This is a genomic window from Rhizobium sp. 01N447_2 (assembly GCF_056399245.1).
On sequence record NZ_JBFTQY010000067.1, the window covers coordinates 1 to 19,609 of the forward strand.

General features: G+C 60.1%; 21 protein-coding genes. 5 read left to right on the forward strand and 16 right to left on the reverse strand.

Annotation, left to right across the window (positions count from 1 at the left end):
• Positions 1–194: 194 nt before the first annotated feature.
• The 12 genes from rseP to AC1ECN_RS30570 form a co-directional block, all read right to left on the reverse strand.
• Positions 195–1,328 (reverse strand): RIP metalloprotease RseP, encoded by a 1,134-nt coding sequence (gene rseP / locus AC1ECN_RS30515; RefSeq protein WP_130661521.1) that lies wholly within the window; start codon positions 1,326–1,328, stop codon positions 195–197.
• A gap of 28 nt (positions 1,329–1,356) precedes the next feature.
• Positions 1,357–2,187 (reverse strand): phosphatidate cytidylyltransferase, encoded by an 831-nt coding sequence (locus tag AC1ECN_RS30520; RefSeq protein ID WP_130655311.1) that lies wholly within the window; start codon positions 2,185–2,187, stop codon positions 1,357–1,359.
• Entirely contained in the window at positions 2,187–2,930 is a 744-nt protein-coding gene (locus AC1ECN_RS30525; RefSeq protein WP_477955024.1) for an isoprenyl transferase, read from the reverse strand. Before AC1ECN_RS30525 ends, AC1ECN_RS30520 begins: the two co-directional genes overlap by 1 nt.
• A 37-nt stretch (positions 2,931–2,967) precedes the next feature.
• The gene (gene frr / locus AC1ECN_RS30530) at positions 2,968–3,528 is read right to left on the reverse strand and encodes a ribosome recycling factor (RefSeq protein ID WP_017964143.1); all 561 of its coding nucleotides are present in this window, start codon (positions 3,526–3,528) and stop codon (positions 2,968–2,970) included.
• A 52-nt stretch (positions 3,529–3,580) separates the two neighbouring features.
• The gene (gene pyrH / locus AC1ECN_RS30535; protein WP_003539289.1) at positions 3,581–4,303 is read right to left on the reverse strand and encodes a UMP kinase; all 723 of its coding nucleotides are present in this window, start codon (positions 4,301–4,303) and stop codon (positions 3,581–3,583) included.
• 96 nt (positions 4,304–4,399) lie between these two features.
• Positions 4,400–5,326: a translation elongation factor Ts gene (tsf, locus tag AC1ECN_RS30540; protein ID WP_018073460.1), complete on the reverse strand. Its 927-nt coding sequence runs from the start codon at positions 5,324–5,326 to the stop codon at positions 4,400–4,402.
• A 255-nt stretch (positions 5,327–5,581) separates the two neighbouring features.
• On the reverse strand, positions 5,582–6,349 hold the full coding sequence (gene rpsB / locus AC1ECN_RS30545) for a 30S ribosomal protein S2 (protein WP_018073459.1): 768 nt from the start codon (positions 6,347–6,349) through the stop codon (positions 5,582–5,584).
• A 181-nt stretch (positions 6,350–6,530) separates the two neighbouring features.
• Positions 6,531–7,637 carry a type 2 periplasmic-binding domain-containing protein gene (locus tag AC1ECN_RS30550; RefSeq protein WP_018073458.1) on the reverse strand — a complete coding sequence of 369 codons (1,107 nt, stop codon included), beginning with the start codon at positions 7,635–7,637 and terminating at the stop codon, positions 6,531–6,533.
• On the reverse strand, positions 7,637–8,254 hold the full coding sequence (locus AC1ECN_RS30555; protein ID WP_018073457.1) for a 5-bromo-4-chloroindolyl phosphate hydrolysis family protein: 618 nt from the start codon (positions 8,252–8,254) through the stop codon (positions 7,637–7,639). Before AC1ECN_RS30555 ends, AC1ECN_RS30550 begins: the two co-directional genes overlap by 1 nt.
• Positions 8,255–8,261: 7 nt before the next feature.
• Complete coding sequence (locus tag AC1ECN_RS30560; protein WP_130673524.1) at positions 8,262–9,830, reverse strand: substrate-binding domain-containing protein; 1,569 nt, start codon at positions 9,828–9,830, stop codon at positions 8,262–8,264.
• A 14-nt stretch (positions 9,831–9,844) separates the two neighbouring features.
• Positions 9,845–10,921 (reverse strand): toxic anion resistance protein, encoded by a 1,077-nt coding sequence (locus AC1ECN_RS30565; protein ID WP_130661519.1) that lies wholly within the window; start codon positions 10,919–10,921, stop codon positions 9,845–9,847.
• Between the two features lie 191 nt (positions 10,922–11,112).
• Positions 11,113–11,949: a cell envelope integrity EipB family protein gene (locus tag AC1ECN_RS30570; protein WP_018073454.1), complete on the reverse strand. Its 837-nt coding sequence runs from the start codon at positions 11,947–11,949 to the stop codon at positions 11,113–11,115.
• 136 nt (positions 11,950–12,085) lie between these two features.
• Here AC1ECN_RS30570 and AC1ECN_RS30575 point away from each other — a divergent pair, with 136 nt between their 5' ends.
• From AC1ECN_RS30575 to AC1ECN_RS30595, 5 genes are all read left to right on the forward strand, one after another.
• Positions 12,086–12,556, forward strand: coding sequence for a RidA family protein (locus AC1ECN_RS30575; protein WP_024320702.1), 471 nt, complete (start codon positions 12,086–12,088; stop codon positions 12,554–12,556).
• Complete coding sequence (locus AC1ECN_RS30580; RefSeq protein ID WP_018073452.1) at positions 12,553–13,272, forward strand: glycerophosphodiester phosphodiesterase; 720 nt, start codon at positions 12,553–12,555, stop codon at positions 13,270–13,272. The genes AC1ECN_RS30575 and AC1ECN_RS30580 overlap by 4 nt, the downstream gene beginning before the upstream one ends.
• A 78-nt stretch (positions 13,273–13,350) precedes the next feature.
• A complete protein-coding gene (locus AC1ECN_RS30585; protein ID WP_477955030.1) occupies positions 13,351–14,541 on the forward strand; it encodes a GNAT family N-acetyltransferase in 1,191 nt (396 codons plus the stop codon).
• A 155-nt stretch (positions 14,542–14,696) separates the two neighbouring features.
• Complete coding sequence (locus tag AC1ECN_RS30590; protein ID WP_024320699.1) at positions 14,697–15,128, forward strand: HIT family protein; 432 nt, start codon at positions 14,697–14,699, stop codon at positions 15,126–15,128.
• 57 nt (positions 15,129–15,185) lie between these two features.
• Positions 15,186–15,476, forward strand: coding sequence for a Dabb family protein (locus AC1ECN_RS30595; RefSeq protein ID WP_018073449.1), 291 nt, complete (start codon positions 15,186–15,188; stop codon positions 15,474–15,476).
• 73 nt (positions 15,477–15,549) lie between these two features.
• Here AC1ECN_RS30595 and clpA read toward each other — a convergent pair whose 3' ends face one another.
• From clpA to AC1ECN_RS30615, 4 genes are all read right to left on the reverse strand, one after another.
• A complete protein-coding gene (gene clpA, locus AC1ECN_RS30600; protein WP_477955033.1) occupies positions 15,550–18,042 on the reverse strand; it encodes an ATP-dependent Clp protease ATP-binding subunit ClpA in 2,493 nt (830 codons plus the stop codon).
• 10 nt (positions 18,043–18,052) lie between these two features.
• A complete protein-coding gene (gene clpS / locus AC1ECN_RS30605; protein ID WP_017988219.1) occupies positions 18,053–18,403 on the reverse strand; it encodes an ATP-dependent Clp protease adapter ClpS in 351 nt (116 codons plus the stop codon).
• A 275-nt stretch (positions 18,404–18,678) separates the two neighbouring features.
• Positions 18,679–19,050, reverse strand: a complete 372-nt coding sequence (locus tag AC1ECN_RS30610) for a phasin family protein (protein WP_018073447.1) — start codon at positions 19,048–19,050, stop codon at positions 18,679–18,681.
• Positions 19,051–19,324: 274 nt separating this feature from the next.
• Complete coding sequence (locus AC1ECN_RS30615) at positions 19,325–19,528, reverse strand: DUF3126 family protein (RefSeq protein WP_003539277.1); 204 nt, start codon at positions 19,526–19,528, stop codon at positions 19,325–19,327.
• Positions 19,529–19,609 lie beyond the last annotated feature (81 nt).

Sequence of the window (19,609 nt, forward strand, 5' to 3'; positions counted from 1 at the left end):
CCCATTACCTTTGTTTCCCTCGTCCCCGGTTCCGGGAGAACCCGATTCCGGTCACGTGTGTCGTTTTACCCGCTTTTGACATACAAGCAAGGCAGGTCGTTAATTTCTGTTTACTTCATTTGCAAGCGTGACCCATTCGCCACTACAGCCTTGAAACATCGTAAATAAATAGTAATTAGCCTCGCCCTGCGCGTTTACCCTATCCACGACCCGATGTCATTCCAAGTCGTGAAAACCATCAACGTCAGGATCATCGCCAGGCCGATGCGAAATGCAATTTCCTGGGCTGTGGAACCCAGCGGCTTCCCCCTCACCGCTTCCACCGCATAGAACATCAAGTGGCCGCCATCAAGTACCGGAACCGGCATCAGGTTAAGCAATCCTATCGAAACAGAAAGCACCGCCGCAAGCTGCAACACTGCGCCTATCCCAAGCGACGCCATCTGGCCCGAGGCTTGCGCGACGCGGATCGGCCCACCCAATTGATCGGCGCGCATCGTTCCGCTGAAGATGTTACCGATATATTTGAAGGTGCCTGTGACGATATCCCGGGTCTGGAGCACAGACTCACGCAGCGCCTGGAGCGGCGTATAGGTCTGCAGGCGGAAATTGCCGGCCTGCTGGTTGGTGACGATGCCGATCTGGCCGACCTCAGCCTTGTTACCGAACTGGTCAGTCGTGTCGGTGCGTTGCGGCACCATCGGCACGTCGAGCTTCTGGCCGGCGCGCTCGACCGTCACGACGATCTGCTGGCTCGGCCGGATGCTGACATAGCGGCGCACGTCGTCGAAGGTCTCGACCTTGCCGCCATCGATGGCGACCAATAGATCGCCTGGAAGGATGCCGGCGGCGGCAGCAGCGCCATCAGGCTTGACCTCGGCAACGACAGGATCGGCGATCATGCGGCCGTAGACCGAGAAAAGAATGGTGAAGATGGCGATCGCCAGCAGAAAATTGGCAATCGGGCCAGCCGCGACGGTTGCAGCGCGTTTCCACAGCTTGGCGCCGGCAAAGGAGCGCGCCCTGTCCTCTTCGGACATGGCGGCGATCTTGTCGGTGTCGGGCTTGCTCGAAGAATCCTCGTCGCCGAAGAACCGGACGTAGCCGCCAAGCGGGATCACCGAGATCTTCCAGCGCGTTCCGTGGCGGTCGGTGAAGCCGAATATCTCCGGACCGAAACCGACGGAAAAGGCAAGGATGCGAATGCCGCTCCAACGCGCGACGAGGTAATGGCCCATCTCATGCACGAAGACGAGCAGTGACAGCACGAGGATGAAGGTAACGATATTCCCCATCAAAAATGCGTATATGCCGCTCAGCGTTTCCATGAGTGCCTTCCGTCAGACTGCCGCGTTGTCAGAGTCCGAACAATGCCGCGCCAAGCGACGTCATTCCGGTCCCCTTTATCAGGGAAAAAAGCCCTGCAAGCAAGAACGCCGAAAAACAGGCAAAAATCAGTCCGTCGACACGGTCCATGACGCCGCCATGGCCCGGAATGAGACGGCTGGAATCCTTGACGCCGAATTTCCGCTTGATGAACGATTCGAAAAGATCGCCGGACTGGCTGCAAACCGACAGAACAAGCGCCACGAAGGCGGCGATGATTTCAGCGCCCGGAAGGAGAAAATGAACGAGAACGACGCCGGCCGCGAGCGCCGAAACGGCGCCGCCGATTGCACCAGACCAGGTCTTTCCAGGCGAGATCGAAGGGGCAAGCTTCGGTCCGCCGAGCGCCCTGCCGACGAAATAGGCAAGGATATCGGTTGCCCAGACGACCGCAAAGACGAAGAGCATGGCGTAAAGGCCGGGCCGGTCATCGCTTCTGATCGCGGCAAGCGCCAGGCCGGTAGCGCCGGCATAAAACAGGCCAGCCGGAAACCAGCGGCTCGTGCCCTGCAAGATGATCAGGGCGATGCCGACGGCGGTGACGCCGGCCAGCATGCCGGCGGCGAATTCGAAATTGCCGACAAGCACGAGGAAGGCGATCGCCGCCTCGCCGATCCAGCCGACGGCATTGGCAACCCAATCGCGGGCGATACCGGTGATCTTCGACCATTCATAGTAGATCAGCAAGCCAATGACGACCGCCAGAATGCGGAAGGCAAGGCCGCCATACCAGGTGGCGGCGAGAACGATGGCCGCAAGAATCAGTCCTGAAACAATGCGGAGCTTCAATTCCCTCTGCATCAGGTGCCGACCGCGGCTGCCTGCGACGAGAGGCCGCCGAAGCGCCGGTCGCGAGAGGCGAATGTCTCGAGCGCCGAACGGAAGATCTCGGGGGTGAAATCCGGCCAGTATTCCGGAAGGAAGATGAATTCCGAATAGGCGGCCTGCCAAAGGAGGAAGTTGGAAAGCCGCTCCTCGCCGCTGGTGCGGATGATGAGATCCGGATCGGGGATACCTGCCGTGTCGAGACGGGCGTTGATCAGCGCCGGGGTGATGTCCTGCGCCCTCAGGCGGCCAGCCTCGACATCCCTGGCGAGGCTCACCGCGGCAYGGGCGATCTCGTCACGAGAGCCATAGTTGAAGGCGATGACCAGCGTCAGCGCCGTGTTGTCCTTGGTCGTTTCCTCGGCTTCGAGCAGCAGGCCGAAAATGTCGCTGCGCAGGCTGTGGCGGTCGCCGATCACCTTGATCCGCACGTTCTGGCGATGGAGCTCGGCGAGGTCACGGCGGATGAAAGCCTTGAGCAGACCGAGCAGATCGGAGACCTCGGCTTCGGGCCGACGCCAGTTCTCCGAGGAGAAGGCAAAGAGGGTCAGATATTTTATGCCGACGGCGCCGGCGGCGCGTACTGTCTCGCGTACCGCCTCCACACCCTTGCGATGACCCATCGTGCGCGGCAGACCACGCTGCTTGGCCCAACGGCCATTGCCGTCCATGATGATGGCAACATGCTCTGGCACAGTTACAAATACAGATTCCGACATTTCCCGTCCGGTCTTTCCAGGCAAAGGCACAGATCCACTAGACCTGCATGATTTCCTTTTCCTTCTCGCCAAGCAAGCGGTCGACTTCGGAAATCGTCTCGTCCGTCATCTTCTGTACACGTTCCGACTGCGCCCGGCTCTCGTCCTGGCCGATGACGCCGTCCTTTTCGGCCTTCTTGAGGCCGTCCATGCCATCGCGGCGGACATGGCGAATCGCCACCTTGCTCTTTTCTGCATAGTCGTGCGCTACCTTGACGAGCGACTTGCGGCGCTCCTCGTTCAGTTCCGGCAGCGGAATGCGCAGGTTCTGGCCGTCGATGATCGGGTTGAGGCCGAGATTGGATTCGCGGATGCCGCGCTCGACGGCGCTGACCATCGACTTGTCCCAGACGGAAACCGACAGCATGCGCGGCTCAGGCACGGTGATGTTGGCGACCTGGTTCAGCGGCATGCGCGAACCATAGGCCTCGACCGTGACCGGGTCGAGGATGTTGGCCGAAGCACGGCCGGTGCGCAGCGATGCGATGTCGCCCTTGAATGCGGAAATCGCGCCATCCATGCGGCGCTTCAGTTCCTTGATGTCGATACCTTCACTCATGTCGATGCTCCCGTCTGGCGAGGGCTGCGCCGAAACCGCGGCGCAGCTTATATCAGTTGTCGGAGACGATGGTCTTGAGGCCACCGCCCGTCAAGATTTCAGCAAAACCGCCTTTCTCGTGGATCGAGAAGACGATGATCGGAATGGAATTTTCTCTGGCGAGCGCCACGGCGGCAACGTCCATCACCGCCAGCCCCCTGTCCAGCACTTCCTGGTGCGTCAGCCGGTCGAGGCGGGTCGCATCGGGATATTTCTTTGGGTCGGCGGTGTAGATGCCGTCGACCTGCGTGCCCTTGAAGATCGCTTCCGCACCCATTTCGGCGGCGCGCAGTGCCGCAGCGGAATCGGTGGTGAAGAAGGGATTGCCGGTGCCGCCGGCAAAAATCACCACGCGTCCCATCGACAGATGGTAAAGGGTCGCGCGCTGCGAGAAACTTTCACAGATCTCCGGCATGGAGATGGCCGAAAGCACCACCGTATCGATGTTCAGCTTGCGCAGCGAGGTCGCCAGCGCCAGCGCGTTGATGATAGTGCCGAGCATGCCCATATGGTCGCCGGTGACCCGGTCGCCGCCCTTGGACGCTACCGCCACACCGCGGAAGATATTGCCGCCACCGACGACGACGCCGACTTCCACGCCCATATGCCTTGCCTCGGCGATATCGGATGCAATGCGGTCCGCCACCGTCACATCGATCCCGAAACCCTGGCCACCCATGAGCGCTTCGCCGGAAGCCTTGAGTAGAACACGTTTATAGACAGGCTCTAAAGACATCTTGGCTCCTCGTAAATTGCCGTGAATGCCCGATACACGAAGGGCACCGCGTTGTCACGCGATGCCCTTCGTGTTTTCCCAATTATGGCTGGAAGATCAACCCTTGACGGCGGCCGCGACTTCGGCCGCGAAGTCGGTTTCTTCCTTCTCGACGCCTTCGCCGAGCAGCAGACGGGCCATGCCGGCAACTTCGATCGGCGCGCCGACGGCCTTTTCAGCTTCCTTGATGGCGGCTGCGACGGTCAGATCCGGATTGATGACGAAAGCCTGCGAGAGAAGGGCGACTTCCTCGAAGAACTTGCGCATGCGGCCTTCGACCATCTTCTCGATGATGTTGTCAGGCTTGCCGGAAGCGCGCGACTGCTCGATGAAGACGTTGCGCTCGCGCTCGGCGACGGCGGCATCGACTTCTTCCGGGCGGATCGCCAGCGGCGCGGTCGCGGCGATGTGCATGGCGACCTGACGGCCGATGGCGTTCAGGGCTTCCTTGTCGCCGGTCGACTTCAGCGCGACGAGAACGCCGAGCTTGCCGAGGCCGTCGGAAACAGCATTGTGGATATAGGTGGCGACGACGCCGTCCTCGACCGAGAGAGCGGTCGAACGACGCAGGTTCATGTTCTCGCCGATCGTTGCGATCGCATCCTTGATCGTGTCGGAAACCGACTTGCCGGATGCCGGGTAGTTCGCAGCGGCAACGGCCTCGACGGTGCCGTCGGTCGAGACAGCGACCTTGGCGATGCCGCGGACGAGTTCCTGGAAGGCATCGTTACGGGCAACGAAGTCGGTTTCGGAATTGACTTCGACGACGACGGCCTTGGTGCCCTGGCTCGAAACGCCGATGAGGCCTTCGGCGGCGGTGCGGCCGGACTTCTTGTCGGCCTTGGCGATACCCTTGGCGCGCAGCCAGTCGATCGCCGCTTCCATGTCGCCACCGGTTTCAGCAAGAGCCTTCTTGCAGTCCATCATGCCTGCGCCGGTCTTTTCGCGCAGTTCCTTCACCATTGCAGCCGTAATCTCGCTCATTAGCTTCCTCTTGTCGGTTCATACGGTGGAGCGCAAAGCGCGGCTCGGCACCGGATTGAGGCACGAAATGTACCTGTATGTATGACAGCGTGATGAAGACGCGTCATAACGAAACTTCTCGGGCGGAGAGCCTGACGCCCTCCCCTTGAAACAGGCAAGGCCGCCGAACTTCGATGAGTCGCGAGCGGCCTTTCCCAGTCTCTGCAAGCCCAGTCTCTGCAAGCATTGGCGGATCTTTCGATCCGCCCGCTTTCATCAGCCTTCGGCTGCTTCCTCGAGAGCCGGCTCGACCGGAACTTCGAAGGATGCGCCGAGATCGCGGCCGGAAGAGCCCTGCTGACGCGCGATGCCGTCGATGGCGGCGCGGGAAATCAGCTCGCAATAAAGGGCGATTGCGCGCGATGCGTCGTCGTTACCCGGGATCGGATAGTCGATCAGGTCCGGATCGCAGTTCGAATCGATGATGGCGACAACCGGGATGCCGAGGCGCTTGGCTTCGTCGATCGCGATCTTTTCCTTGTTGGTGTCGATGATGAACATCAGATCGGGCGTGCCGCCCATATCGCGGATACCGCCGAGAGCCTTGTCGAGCTTTTCACGCTCGCGCTCAAGGTTCAGGCGTTCCTTCTTGGTGAAGCCCTGGGCTTCGCCGTTCAGGATCTCGTCGAGCTTGCGCAGGCGCTGGATCGAGTTGGAGATCGTCTTCCAGTTCGTCATCATGCCGCCGAGCCAGCGCGAGTTGACGTAGTACTGGGCCGAGCGCTTGGCGCTGTCGGCAATGATCTCAGACGCCTGGCGCTTGGTGCCGACGAAGAGAACACGGCCGCCGCGGGCAACGGTGTCGCTGACGACCTGAAGGGCGCGCGACAGCATCGGAACGGTCTGGGCCAGGTCGATGATGTGGATGTTATTACGATCGCCGAAGATGTACGGCTTCATCTTCGGGTTCCAGCGATGGGTCTGGTGGCCGAAGTGGACGCCTGCCTCAAGCAGCTGGCGCATAGAAAAATCAGGCAATGCCATGCCTTGTTACTCCTTTTCCGGTTGAACCTCCGCAAGGCGAACAGCATCCTCTTCGAGAATGCCACCGGGCGGAACAGCCCGGATTTCTCCCGGACGATCCCATGCCTTACGTGTGGAATGCCGGTGCCCATACATTCGATTTGGCACAAAAGCAAGGCTTATGCGGAAAAAACCTGGCCGCTTAGCTTACCAGTGTCGGCAGCAGCGACAGCAAGACGCCTGCATCCGGCATCGGCAGGATGGCATCGACCTCGGCCGGCAGCAGAGAGCCGATCGCGCTGTCGGCATTGCCGGTGGCAGTCCCCAGCGGACCACGGAAGCCGTGTCTCGTCCAGGCAAGTTCCTGGAGCTTCGGGCTCACCAGTGCTTCGATCAGCCGGTTGGCGTTCTCGTCGACGACGATCAGCGGATGTGCTGAATAAACGGTCGGGCGCGGATAGAGCACCACGGGCTTTGCGCCGGCGCTCGCCTTGATCCGCTCCCATCGCGCGGGATCGGCGAGGATCCATTCGACCAGCTGGTTTTCATAGCCGACGATCATCGGCTCGCCGCCGAGGCCGCCTGCCAGATACTGATCGAAAAGCTTGCCTGAGGATGGCGACTTGAAGCCCATGTTGCGGAAGATCGCCTGCACTTTGCCGCCAAACGTAGCAAGGTCACCTGATGTCGCGACATTGCCGCTGAAAAGGCTGAGCACCAGGCCTGCGAACATGAAGCCGGAATTGGAGCGGTTCGGATCGGTCGAGACGATGCGGGCGCGGCCATAGAGCGAATTGACGCCGAGCTTCGACCAGTCGGATCCGGCAAGAATCGCATCAAGCAACGCCTTGAGGTCGAGCTGATGATGACCTTCGTTCGTCACCGTCACCAATCCCGCTTTCATCAGTCCGTCGACAACGGGCTGCCAGGAATAGACCACGATCGGTGTGTTCAGCACGACGCGGTCGTTGCGGATATTGATGCCGTTTTGCCTGGCGATATCGACCATGATCGAGGAGGACGGCCAGAGGAATTGCGGACGCTGCGACAGCAGCGCCTGTTCGCGGACCATCTCGACGGAGCCGGCGACGCGGCTGTCCACCGTCAACCCGTATCCGCCGAGCGCCCTGATGACGTCAGGATCGGCCAGGAAGGCCTCCTTTTCGCCGCCGACGAAGCCGAACAGCGTCGTGCGGCTGCCGAGCAGGCCCTGCAATTCCGGCCGATCCCGGACGGCGAAATAACCGCCGGTRCCCGCGACGCCGGCTCCGAGCAGTCCCACTCCAAAGGCGCGACGAGAAAGGGCCATCAGCGTCCGATATCCTCTTTGAGCGATGCCTGGATGAGGCGCAGATCAGTGTCGAGCGTGCCGAGTTCCTCATCAACCAGGCTGTCGGCATAATGGACGAAGGCCTCTTCGAGCTTCACCAGCACGCCGCGCACTTCCTCCAGCTGCTTGGGGTCGGGAACTCGCTTGGCCTCGATGACGGCAAAACCTTCCGCCACCTCGGCAGAACGCGGCAGATAATAGGAGAGGAACCGCCGCACGGCATTGGCACTTTCGGGCTTGGCTTCGACCTTGCGAAAGACATCGGCGGCGATTTCAGCGAGATGCCGGACTGCGGCCGCCATCTGTTTGTCGCCGATCACATCCGCGGCAGTCTCCAGGCGTTCGGCAAAGGGAACGGCGGCCACCAGCAGCTCACGGGCAAAGGCGACGCGTCCGCTGCCGATGCTCTTGATATCGAGGCCTTCGAACAGCCGGCGCGGCGCAAGCAGAATGACGAGGCCGGCAAAGACCAGGAGGGCGATGATGGCAGCGATCCAGAACGGCATGCCGGCGGCAAAGCTCAAGAGCGGCACGGTGATTGCCGCCGCCAGTCCCGCTACGATCCAGTTGCCGTCATTGCCGAGCCAGTTGCGCATGCCTGTCCTAATTATAGCCTCGCGCCGTACGAAAGGCGGTGGCGAGATCCGAACCGCCGTCGAACACGCGCGCTGAGGTCAGCTTGGCGAGGCTGTCGAGCTGGGTCTTGTCGGCATCGCCGAATGTGATGCCGAAGATCGGCACATGTGGCTCCATCGCGTTCCATGAACGCATGAAAGCCTGGCTTTGATCATCGGACTTGCCGTCGGTCATGATGACGATGGCAGGCAGATAAGTCGAGAGCCTGTCAGTTCGGGTAATCTGCTGCAGAGCCCGTTCAGCGCAGGCATACATATTCGTGCCGCCATCGGCCTTCTGCCGGGAAATCTCGTTCAGCAGCCCTTCCTGCTCCAGCGGGTTTCCACTGGCCATGAAAGTGTTGCGCACGCTGCCGTCGAAGGGAATGACGATAATCTGGTCGGCGGGCGACCATTGCACCAGCACCTTGCTCGCCTCGTCGGGCGTCAACAGGAAACGCATCGCCTTCTGCAGCTGGTCTTCGCCGTCACCCTGCATCGAGCCGGAAAAATCGAGGCAGAGCGCGGTCAGCGACGGTTTGCGCAGCGCCGCCTGATAAAGGTTGAGCGCCTGGCGGATGACGCCGGCCTCCGGCATGCGGATCGCCGTCACCAGCCGGGCGGGGTCGAAATTCCAGCTTGGGTCCGGTTTTGCTGCAACGCCGGTCAGCGGAATGCGCCGGCCGGTATCGGCGATGCGCTGCTGCACGGGGGCAGAGCTCAGATAGGCGAGCAGATCGTTGAAGAAGGTCTGGACTTCTGGCCCGCGGCCATGATCGACGAAACCGATCGGTGAATCCGCCATGGCCACACCATCGGCCGGATAGATCGCGTAAAGCGGTTCCTGCGACAGGGCGACAAGCTTGTCGTTGGTTTCCTTCAGCACCGCCTCGTAATTCCACATCGCGTCGTAGACCGTGCCCTTGCCGGCGGATTCGACATAGAGATCGGCAAGCCAGCCGGAAGAACCGGAAGAGCGCACGACACCTGACAGCAGCGACCGGACGCTCTCTTGGACGTGTTTGTCGTCGAGATCGCCGGGTTCGATCACCGGTTTGTTACCGAGCGCGCTCGACAGCATGGCAAGATAGGCGCTGGCGCCCGAATTGGATTGCGTCGCCGAGGTCATCAGGAACTTCAGGGATCCGCTCTCGACGGCAGCGAGAATGTCCTTCATGAAGACATCCTTGTCGATCCAGCCGAGCTGCTGCGCTTTCGACCTGCGCACACCCAATACCACCGGCGTCTGGGCGATCGAGGTCAGGTTCTTGACGCGGCGCCTGGTGTCGAACATGTCGACCCAGACGCTGGAGGCCGGCCAGACTGCATCCTGCGCGACGCCCTCGTCGCTCTGCAGCGCCAGGCCGATATCGAGCGTGCCTTCATATTTGAAGGTGCAGGCGGCGTTCTTCTGCTTGCAGAATTCCTCGACGATCGGCTGCAGAACGGTATTCTCCGATCCCGATACGATCGAAAACTCCGGCCCCTGGCCGAAGGGATTGCAGCCGGACAGGGACAGAAGGGCAAGAAGTGCCAGGCCTGAAAGCAGTGCTCGCATCGTCATCTTGCCGATCACGCCTGGGTCATCGCCTTCTTGAGTTCGATCGTCATCTGCTCCATCTGCTGCTCGGCGAGCGCCCGTTTCCGACGCCCCTCCTCCTGAACCTGCAGCACGCCTGATATGGTATCGATCAGATCCCTGTTCGCCTTGGCGAGCGTGTCGATATCGACGATGCCGCGCTGCGACTGCTGCTCGATGGCGATCGCCTGGTCCTTCATCATCTCGGATGCCTGGCGGATCATGTCGTTAGTGGCGTCGGTCACCGCCTTCTGCAGATCGAGCGCCGATTTCTGCCGCGTCAGGCCGAGCAGGATCACCATCTTCTGCTTCCAGGCCGGCACCGTCAGCGCCGAAGTCGCCTGCAGATTCTCGATCAGCGTTTCGTCGCCCGCCTGAACGATGCGGATCTGCGGCAACTGCTGAATGCCGAGCTGGCGGGCCTGCTGCAGGTAGAAGACCCGCTTTTCCAACCGGTCGAGCGCCTGCAGGCTGTCCTGATAGGTCTGCGCCTCGAGCATGCCGCCGCCGGGGCCGGTCGCCGCCGCCTCGGCTTGCGCCTTCAGCCTCGGCAGATCGACACCGCGGAAACGCTCGGCGAAAGTCTTGCCGGCCTGAACATAGGCCTCGAGCCGCATGATCGATTGCCTGGTTTCCTCATGCAGGTCGTCGAGCAGCGCGATGTCGCGCCTCAGCGTATCCTTATGGCGGTCGAGCTCCAGGCCGATCCGGTCGATCTGGCCGGCCACGTCTTCGAACTCCGCCTTGAAGCGTTCGAGCCGGGCCTTGGCCGAGAGAAACATGCGGCTGAGGAAACCCTTATCCTTCAGCGATGCCGGATCGAGGCTTTTCGATTTGAGGATGATGTCGGTCAGCAGGCGGCCGACATCGCCGAGATCCTTGTTGCGGACTTCGCGCAGGATCCTGTCGGCATAATCGCTGACCGCCTGCTGGGCGCGGTCGCCATAGACCGAGATGCCGGCGCGGTCGGTGATATTGATGCTATCGGAAATGCGGGCAATTTCCGCCGGATCGGCGACGACAACCGGCAGGGCGGCATTCTGAACAGTCGCGAGATCGGTATCGGCCATGGCTCGGGCTTTCAAGCTTGCGGTGCGTAATGGTCTACGCAGTCTGACGGAGAGACGTCATCGCAATGGCTTGGCCGCTGGGATCGCACCGACCCGAAAAGCAGGACGACAGACGGCGACTCAGTCATCGCTGATCGCCGAACCATAGTGAATTTTATGATACAGTTTTATGACAGGCGTGCTCTCGCCGCCTATTTGCAAACCTCGGCCTTGCGGTCGAGCAGCTCCAGCTTGGCGAGCTTGCCGGTCAGGACGAAATCGCCGTAATCCATCGTCAGGTCGCGGGTGATGCCGTTCTCATAGAGCTTGAACGACATGCGGTAGACCGGCAAAGCATCGGATTTCGCATTCTCGTTGAAATAGGCGATCGTTACCGGCCAGAAGGCAGTCTTGGAGAAGGCGCCGGCATTACCGGCATCGGTTTCCTCGGCGATCGGGGTCTCCTGCTTGCCGACGATCGTCGTCGTCGCAAGCGACTTGTCGCCGTCATCCGAACCGTCGAAGACGCGCGCCTCGAAGAAGCGCTTGCCGTCCTTGGCGTGCTGGATGACGTCGAGCATATGTTCCGTGGGAAAACGGCTTTCTAAAAGCTGGAGCTCGCGGCTCGCCGGCTGCGTCAGATCGACCTTGACACCATCCGGCTGATCCTGAGCCGCACCGTTGACCTCCTTGTCGAGCTGGTCGTCAGTGAAGGACTTGGTGTCGAAGGTGAACTTGCCGTCCTTCAGGTTCTCGAAGGTCTTCGTCTGCTGGTCGCTGACGCGTACGCTGTCGCCGGTGTCGATCTGCGTCACGAAGCGGAAATTGGTGGTGAAGCCCTGGCAATAGCTGCCATCGAACTCATAAACCATGCGACCATACATGGCGGCGATGCCAGAGCGGTCCGAGGCGTCCTTCAATTCCAGATCGTAGACCGCACGATGTGCAACGAGGCCGGTCGCGATCGCAGCGCTTACCGCGGGCGCAGCCGCCCATGCATTGGCGGAAACACTGGCGAGAAGCAGAGCGACAAGACTCGATCGGAACATTCATTAACTCCTGTTGGACTCGGTCGCGATGTTATAAGAACGCTTTCGGCCAAATCGAGGCTCGAAACTGTCATATTAAAGATTCTAGTCTTGATGCATAATTTTAGAAGAATTGACAACAAAAGCGGAGACGAAAATGTCCGATGAAATAGCAGCGCGCCTGATTGAGATGGGGATAACCCTGCCCGAAGCCGCAGCACCTGCTGCAAATTACGTTCCCTATGTCATCAGCGGCAATCTCCTCTACATCTCCGGCCAGCTGCCTCTCGAAGGCGGCAAGGTCGCCGTATCGGGCCATCTCGGCAAGACCGTCGACGTTGCAGCAGGCCAGCGCGGCGCCGAACTCTGCGCAATCAACATCCTTGCCCAGGCGAAGGCGGCACTTGGCGGTGATCTCGGCCGTATCCGGCGCGTCGTCAAGCTGAACGGCTTCGTTGCCTCGGCGCCCGACTTCATTGAGCAGCATCTCGTCATCAACGGCGCTTCGAACCTGATTGCCGGCGTGCTCGGCGAAGCCGGCAAACATGCGCGTGCTGCTGTCGGCATGGCCGCCCTGCCGTTGAACGCCGCCGTCGAGATAGACGCTATCATGGAAATCGCCGAATGACCAATGCTGCCTGGATCAGGGACCTGCCGGTCGCCCATCGCGGCTATCACGATCTCAACACCCATATCTGGGAAAATACGCTTTCGGCATTCTCGCGCGCCGTCGAAGCGGGCTTTGCGATCGAATGCGACCTGCATTACGCCTCCGATGGCGTGCCGGTCATCTTTCACGACGAGGACTTGCAGCGCCTGTGCAATCTCAATGGCGACATCCGCGAGCGCACCTCCAGGGAACTCGGACTGATCGCCGTCGGCGGCACCAGCGACAAGGTGCCGACGCTGCGCCAGCTCCTCGACCTCGTCAAGGGCAAGGTGCCGCTGGTGCTGGAGCTCAAGGGACGCGAGGCCGATGACGAAGGTTTTGCCGAAGCCGTGCTCGAGGTGCTCGAAGGCTATGAGGGCAAGGTGGCGCTGATGAGCTTCGACCACTGGCTGCTGCGCGATCTGAAGACGCTTGGCTCGCCCTACCCGCTCGGGCTGACCGCCAACGGCAACACGCCGGACGCATTCAACACGCATGCGAAGGCGATGGAGATCGGCCTCGATTTCATCTCCTATTATTATGGCGATCTGCCGAACGCCTTTATCACCAGCGAACGCGAAAAGGGCATTCCTGTCATCACCTGGACGGTGCGTGACGAAGAGGCGCGCCGGCTTACATTCGCAAACGCAGACCAGATGACCTTCGAAGGCTTCGATCCGCGTGTGGCTGCTTGACGCTCGCTTTTTGGCCAAGATCATGCGCAGACTGAGACAGAGCCGAAACCATCCTCCCACAGGCTTCGCATTTGTCCCATGACTGACGAACTATCCATTCGCGTCGAACGCTCCTTCACCGCGATTTCCCCGGAGAGCTGGTCCAAGCTTTCCGGAGCGTCGAAGACCTGCGCTACGATTGCCTACAACCCTTTCGTTTCACACGCTYTTCTATCGTCGCTTGAGGAATCCGGCTCGGCCGACGCAGAGACGGGATGGCTCGGCCACCATCTGCTGCTCGAGACCGATCGCGGCGAGTTGATCGGTGCCCTGCCCGGCTATCTCAAGAACCACAGCCAGGGCGAATATGTCTTCGACCATGGCTGGGCCGACGCCTTCGAGCGGGCCGGCGGGCGTTATTATCCCAAACTTCAGTGCTCGATCCCGTTCACCCCGGCGACAGGCCCGCGTCTTCTTGTCGCCGAGGGGCTGCAGCGGCTACCGATCCAGAGCGCGATCGCCGAAAGCCTGAAGGAGGTCGTGCGCCGGCTCGGTATCTCCTCGGCCCATATCACCTTCGTGCCGGACGAAGAGATCGGCGTCTTCGAGATGGACGGCTATCTGCACCGCACCGACCAGCAGTTCCATTTCATCAATGACGGCTATGCCAATCACGAGGAATTTCTCGAAACGCTTGCCTCGCGCAAACGCAAGGCATTGCGCAAGGAGCGCCGCGCCGCCCTCGAAAACGGTATCAGCATCGACTGGCTGACCGGCCGCGACCTGACCGAACGCATCTGGGACCAGTTCTTCAAGTTTTACATGGATACTGGCGGGCGCAAGTGGGGCCGGCCCTACCTCACCCGCAAGTTCTACTCGTTGATCGGCGAGCGCATGGCCGACGATATCCTGCTCGTCATGGCCAAGCGCGACGGGCGCTATATCGCCGGCGCGATCAACTTCATCGGCGGCGATACACTCTACGGCCGTCACTGGGGCTGCATCGAGGATCATCCCTTCCTGCATTTCGAGGTCTGCTATCACCAGGCGATCGACTTCGCCCTTTCGAAAGGGCTGAAACGTGTCGAGGCCGGCGCCCAGGGCGAACACAAGCTCGCCCGCGGCTATCTGCCGGTGACGACGCATTCCGCCCACTATGTCGCTCATGCCGGCCTTCACCGGGCGATCGGCGACTATCTCGCGCGAGAGCGCGCCGATGTCGAACAGATGAGCGAGCTGTTGACCGAACACAGTCCTTTCCGCAAGGGCGAGCGTCTGCAGGAGGATTGACGCCGCCGCACCGGTCGCGCTACCCGATCAACGACGCATATTCCTTAAATCGGAATCGATTTAAGGATAAAACTATGCAGCAATTCAAAGCGCTACAGCGTCCTTTGCGCGTTTGAAAAGACGCGCGGCGCTGTGAAAAACGAGGAGATTTCGTGATGACCAGCCCGGCCGCTTATGACGACAACAACATCTTCGCCAAGATCCTCCGCGGCGAAATCCCCTCGCACCGGGTTTACGAGGACGAGTATACCATCGCGTTCATGGATGTGATGCCGCAGGCGCCGGGCCACGTGCTCGTCCTTCCCAAGGCGCCGTCGCGCAATCTCCTCGATGCCGATCCAGCCACCCTCACCCATGCGATATCAGTCGTCCAGAAGATCGCCAATGCGGTCAAGGACGTCTTCGACGCCGATGGCGTGTTCATCGCCCAGTTCAACGAACCGGCGGCCGGGCAAACGGTGTTCCATCTGCATTTCCACGTCATCCCGCGGCATGAGGGCGCGGCCCTCAAGCCGCATTCCGGCAAGATGGAGGACGGTGCCGTGCTCGCCGCCAACGCCGAAAAGATCAGGGCCGCGCTGGCGTAGGGTCAACACCTGTCGATTTCAGAGAATTCAATCCAGACAATCATTTGGAACAAGATCATGATCCGCCACACGGTCGCATTCCGACTTAAGCACGAATCCGGCTCGGCTGAAGAAAAGTCATTCCTCGCCGACGCGCTGGTGCTTGCCAATATCCCGAGCGTGCGGAATTTCGAGCAGCTCCGGCAGACAAGCCGGAAAAACGATTTCACCTTCGGCCTCTCGATGGAGTTCGACGATCAGGCTGGCTATGACGCCTATAACGTCCATCCACTGCATGTTGCCTTCGTGCGCGACCGCTGGGTGCCCGAGGTCGCCGACTTTCTCGAGATCGACTACACCAGGCTCTGAAAAGGGGCGCATGCAGATCCGAAAACGAAAAAGGCCGCAGTGACGCGGCCTTTTCCAATTCGGTGACGGTATCTTACTTCTTGCGTGGAACCTTCGGAACCGCGCTTCCCTTCTTCGGGGCGTCGCGAACCTCAGGCTCGGCCTGCGGCACTGCTTTGGCGCGGGTCTTGCGGGCCGCCTTCGTCTTCAGCTCGCCGTCATCCCCATCATCGCCTTCGGGATGCACGACTTCGGCTTCGGGCTTCGGCTTGATCGGCGCCGTTTCCGAGATGGCTTCGAGCACGATGCCAGGCTTGCCATCTTCCTTCGGGCCGACGGTGACGTTGACGACACCGCCCTTCTTCAGCTTGCCGAAGAGGATTTCGTTGGCGAGCGGCTTCTTGATCGTATCCTGAATGACGCGAGCAAGCGGGCGGGCGCCCATCTTCTCGTCGTAACCCTTTTCCGCCAGCCATGCGATCGCATCCTCGTGCAGGTCGAAGGTGACGTTCCTTTCGGAAAGCTGGGCCTCCAGCTGCATGATGAACTTCTGCACGACCTTGTGGATAACGGCTGTCGGCAACGCCGCGAAAGGAATGATCGCGTCGAGACGGTTGCGGAATTCCGGCGTGAACAGACGGGTCAGCGCCTCCTCGTCCTCGCCGGTGCGCTTGGACGAACCGAAGCCGATCGCCGCCTTGRCCATTTCGGATGCGCCCGCATTGGTCGTCATGATCAGGATGACGTTGCGGAAATCGATCTTCTTGCCGTTATGGTCGGTCAGCGTGCCGTGGTCCATGACCTGCAGCAGGATATTGTAGATGTCGGGATGCGCCTTCTCGATTTCGTCGAGCAGCACCACGCAATGCGGATGCTGATCGACGCCATCTGTGAGAAGGCCGCCCTGGTCGAAGCCGACATAGCCGGGAGGCGCGCCGAGTAGACGCGAAACCGTGTGCCGCTCCATATATTCCGACATGTCGAAACGCAGGAGTTCGACGCCGAGCGACGATGCCAGCTGCTTTGCCACCTCGGTCTTGCCGACGCCGGTCGGACCGGAGAAGACATAGGCGCCGATCGGTTTGTTCGGCTCGCGAAGACCGGCGCGCGCCAGCTTGATCGAAGTCGAAAGGGCTTCGATGGCGATATCCTGGCCGTAGACGACCGAGCGCAGTTCCTTCTCGAGATTGGCAAGCACGGCTTCATCGTCCTTGGAGACGGTCTTCGGCGGAATGCGCGCCATCGTCGCGACCGTCGCCTCGATCTCCTTTTCGGTGATCAGCTTGCGGCGCTTGGACGGCGGCAGCAGCATCTGCGCCGCACCGGTTTCGTCGATCACGTCGATAGCCTTGTCGGGCAGTTTGCGGTCGGAGATGTAGCGGGCCGACAATTCGACGGCCGACTTGATGGCGTCGTTCGAATAACGCAGGTGGTGATACTCTTCGAAATAGGGCTTCAAGCCCTTCATGATCTCGATCGCATCTTCGATCGACGGCTCGCTGACGTCGATCTTCTGGAAACGACGGACCAGCGCCCGATCCTTCTCGAAGAACTGGCGGTATTCCTTGTAGGTGGTCGAACCAATGCAGCGAATCGCGCCCGATGACAGGGCGGGCTTCAGGAGGTTCGATGCATCCATTGCGCCGCCCGAGGTGGCGCCGGCGCCGATCACCGTGTGGATCTCGTCGATAAAGAGCACGGCGCCTGGATATTCTTCCAGTTCCTTGACGACCTGCTTCAGGCGTTCCTCGAAATCGCCGCGGTAGCGCGTGCCGGCCAAGAGCGTGCCCATGTCGAGCGAAAAGATCGTTGCATCGGCGAGCGCTTCCGGAACCTTGCCTTCGACGATGCGCTTGGCAAGGCCTTCGGCGATCGCCGTCTTGCCGACGCCGGGATCACCGACATAGAGCGGATTGTTCTTCGAACGGCGGCACAGGATCTGGATCGTGCGGCTCACTTCAGCGTGACGGCCGATCAGCGGATCGATCTTGCCGCCCTTGGCTTTCTCGTTGAGATTGACGCAATAGGCCTTGAGCGCGTCCTGCTGCTTTTTGGGGCCGCCCTCTTCCTCGCCGCCGCGCGCCGTCGGCTTGCTGCTTTCGGCTTCGTCCTCGGCGCCGCGCGGGGGACGCGCTTCCGAAACGCCCGGGCGCTTGCCGATGCCGTGGGAGATATAGTTGACGGCATCGTAGCGGGTCATCTCCTGCTCCTGCAGGAAATAAGCGGCGTGGCTTTCGCGCTCGGCGAAGATCGCGACGAGCACGTTGGCGCCAGTCACCTCTTCGCGGCCGGACGATTGCACGTGGATGACGGCACGCTGGATGACGCGCTGGAAGCCGGAGGTCGGCTTCGAATCCTCGTCATAACCGGTGATCAGGTTGGAAAGTTCGTTATCGACATATTCGACGAGCGTCTTGCGCAGCGCGTCGAGATCGACATTGCAGGCACCCATGACCGCGGCCGCATCGGCATCGTCGATCAGGGCGAGCAGCAGATGCTCGAGCGTCGCATATTCGTGGTGCCGCTCGTTGGCAAAGGTCAGTGCCTGATGGAGCGCCTTCTCTAAACTAGGCGAAAATGTTGGCACGTTCAGATCCTCACTTCTTTTCCATGACGCATTGCAGCGGATGCTGGTGCTGCCGGGCGAAGTCCATCACCTGGCTGACCTTCGTTTCCGCTACCTCGTATGTGAATATTCCGCATTCGCCGACGCCGTGGTTATGGACATGGAGCATGATGCGGGTGGCACTTTCACGATCCTTCTGAAAAAAACGCTCCAGAATATGAATGACGAATTCCATGGGAGTGTAGTCGTCATTCAAAAGCAGCACACGATAAAGATTGGGCTTCTTGGTCTTCGGCTTGGTGCGCGTGATGACCGAGGTTCGATTTGCGTTGTCCCCGTTCCTTTCGCTGTCGTTCTGCATCCGGATCGGCTTTGCGATCATTGTCATTCATTCCTCAAGCAATCCAGCGGAGCATGGGAGGGTGCTTTTCCCGCCGAATATCTGAAACACTAACTTAGTTCATAATAGGCTGATTTTAAGCCCCCTGTCAGACACTGCAATCAAGAAATGGCCGGCATGCACGGGAAAGACCAAAAAAGCCCCGGTCGATCCCATGCGGRCGCTGCAGCGAAAGTGGAAACAAAAAGACCGGCTACAGATGCGTAGCCGGTCTTCATTTTTCAATATGTAGCGCAGGTTGCGCCTTTGAAATCAGTTCAAGCAGCAGCAGGCGTCGCCGCCGACACCGACTTGGCGGTCTTGACGACCGCAGCGGCGATCGGTGCCTCATAGGGCTTGTAGGCTGATTTGGCTAGATCGGCATACATCTCACTGAGCTTCGTCGTCTCGGAGACAAAGCCTTCAAAATACGCCTTGACGTAGCTCGTCTGCAGCTCGAAGGCAGCCTCGAAGCTCTTGACGCCGGCCAGCGTTTCGAAATGCGTCACCGCGTCCTGAAAAGATTTCTTCGAATATTCAGTGGCTTCTGCGGCGATTGCCTGAAAGCCCTTGGACGTGTCGGTATAGGTCTTCAGGGCCGTGTCGACGGCTTCCTTGCTCTTCTTGTTGGCGTCTTCAAAGTTGAACATGAGCCATCCTCCGTTGGGCTGTTGGTGGCCGCAGGGTAGCTGCAATGCACAAATAGTCAAGTAGTCTTGTGCGTTGCAAAACATCCAAGGGTTGCATTACAATAACATAACAAAGGCAGCGCGCCGGGGCACGTACGTCTTTAACTGATTTTGCTAAAATATATCAGAATGCCGCAACCGGAAGTTTTGAATAAATTCTCGTTGCGAATCGAAAAAACGAAAAAAGGACCGAACGGATCGCGCCGTTCGGTCCTTTTGAAGCTTTCGAACGCGATCAGAGATCGACGTCGAGGATCGCCATCGAAAAGTTGTAGGAGCGGTCGCCGTCCTCGTCATCGATATAGACGACACCCAGAAATTCTTCGCCGAGATAGACTTCCGCAGAATCATCCTTGCGCGGACGCGCCTTGACGATCATCTGTGGATTGAACATGCGCTTGAAATAGGCGTCGAGCTTCTTGATTTCTTCTGGCTTCACTCTGTCATCTCCGTAAGCAGTCTTGATTGGCCGCTTCTTGCACAGGAAATGCAGCGGTGTAAAGGCAAGGTTGCCGTTTGC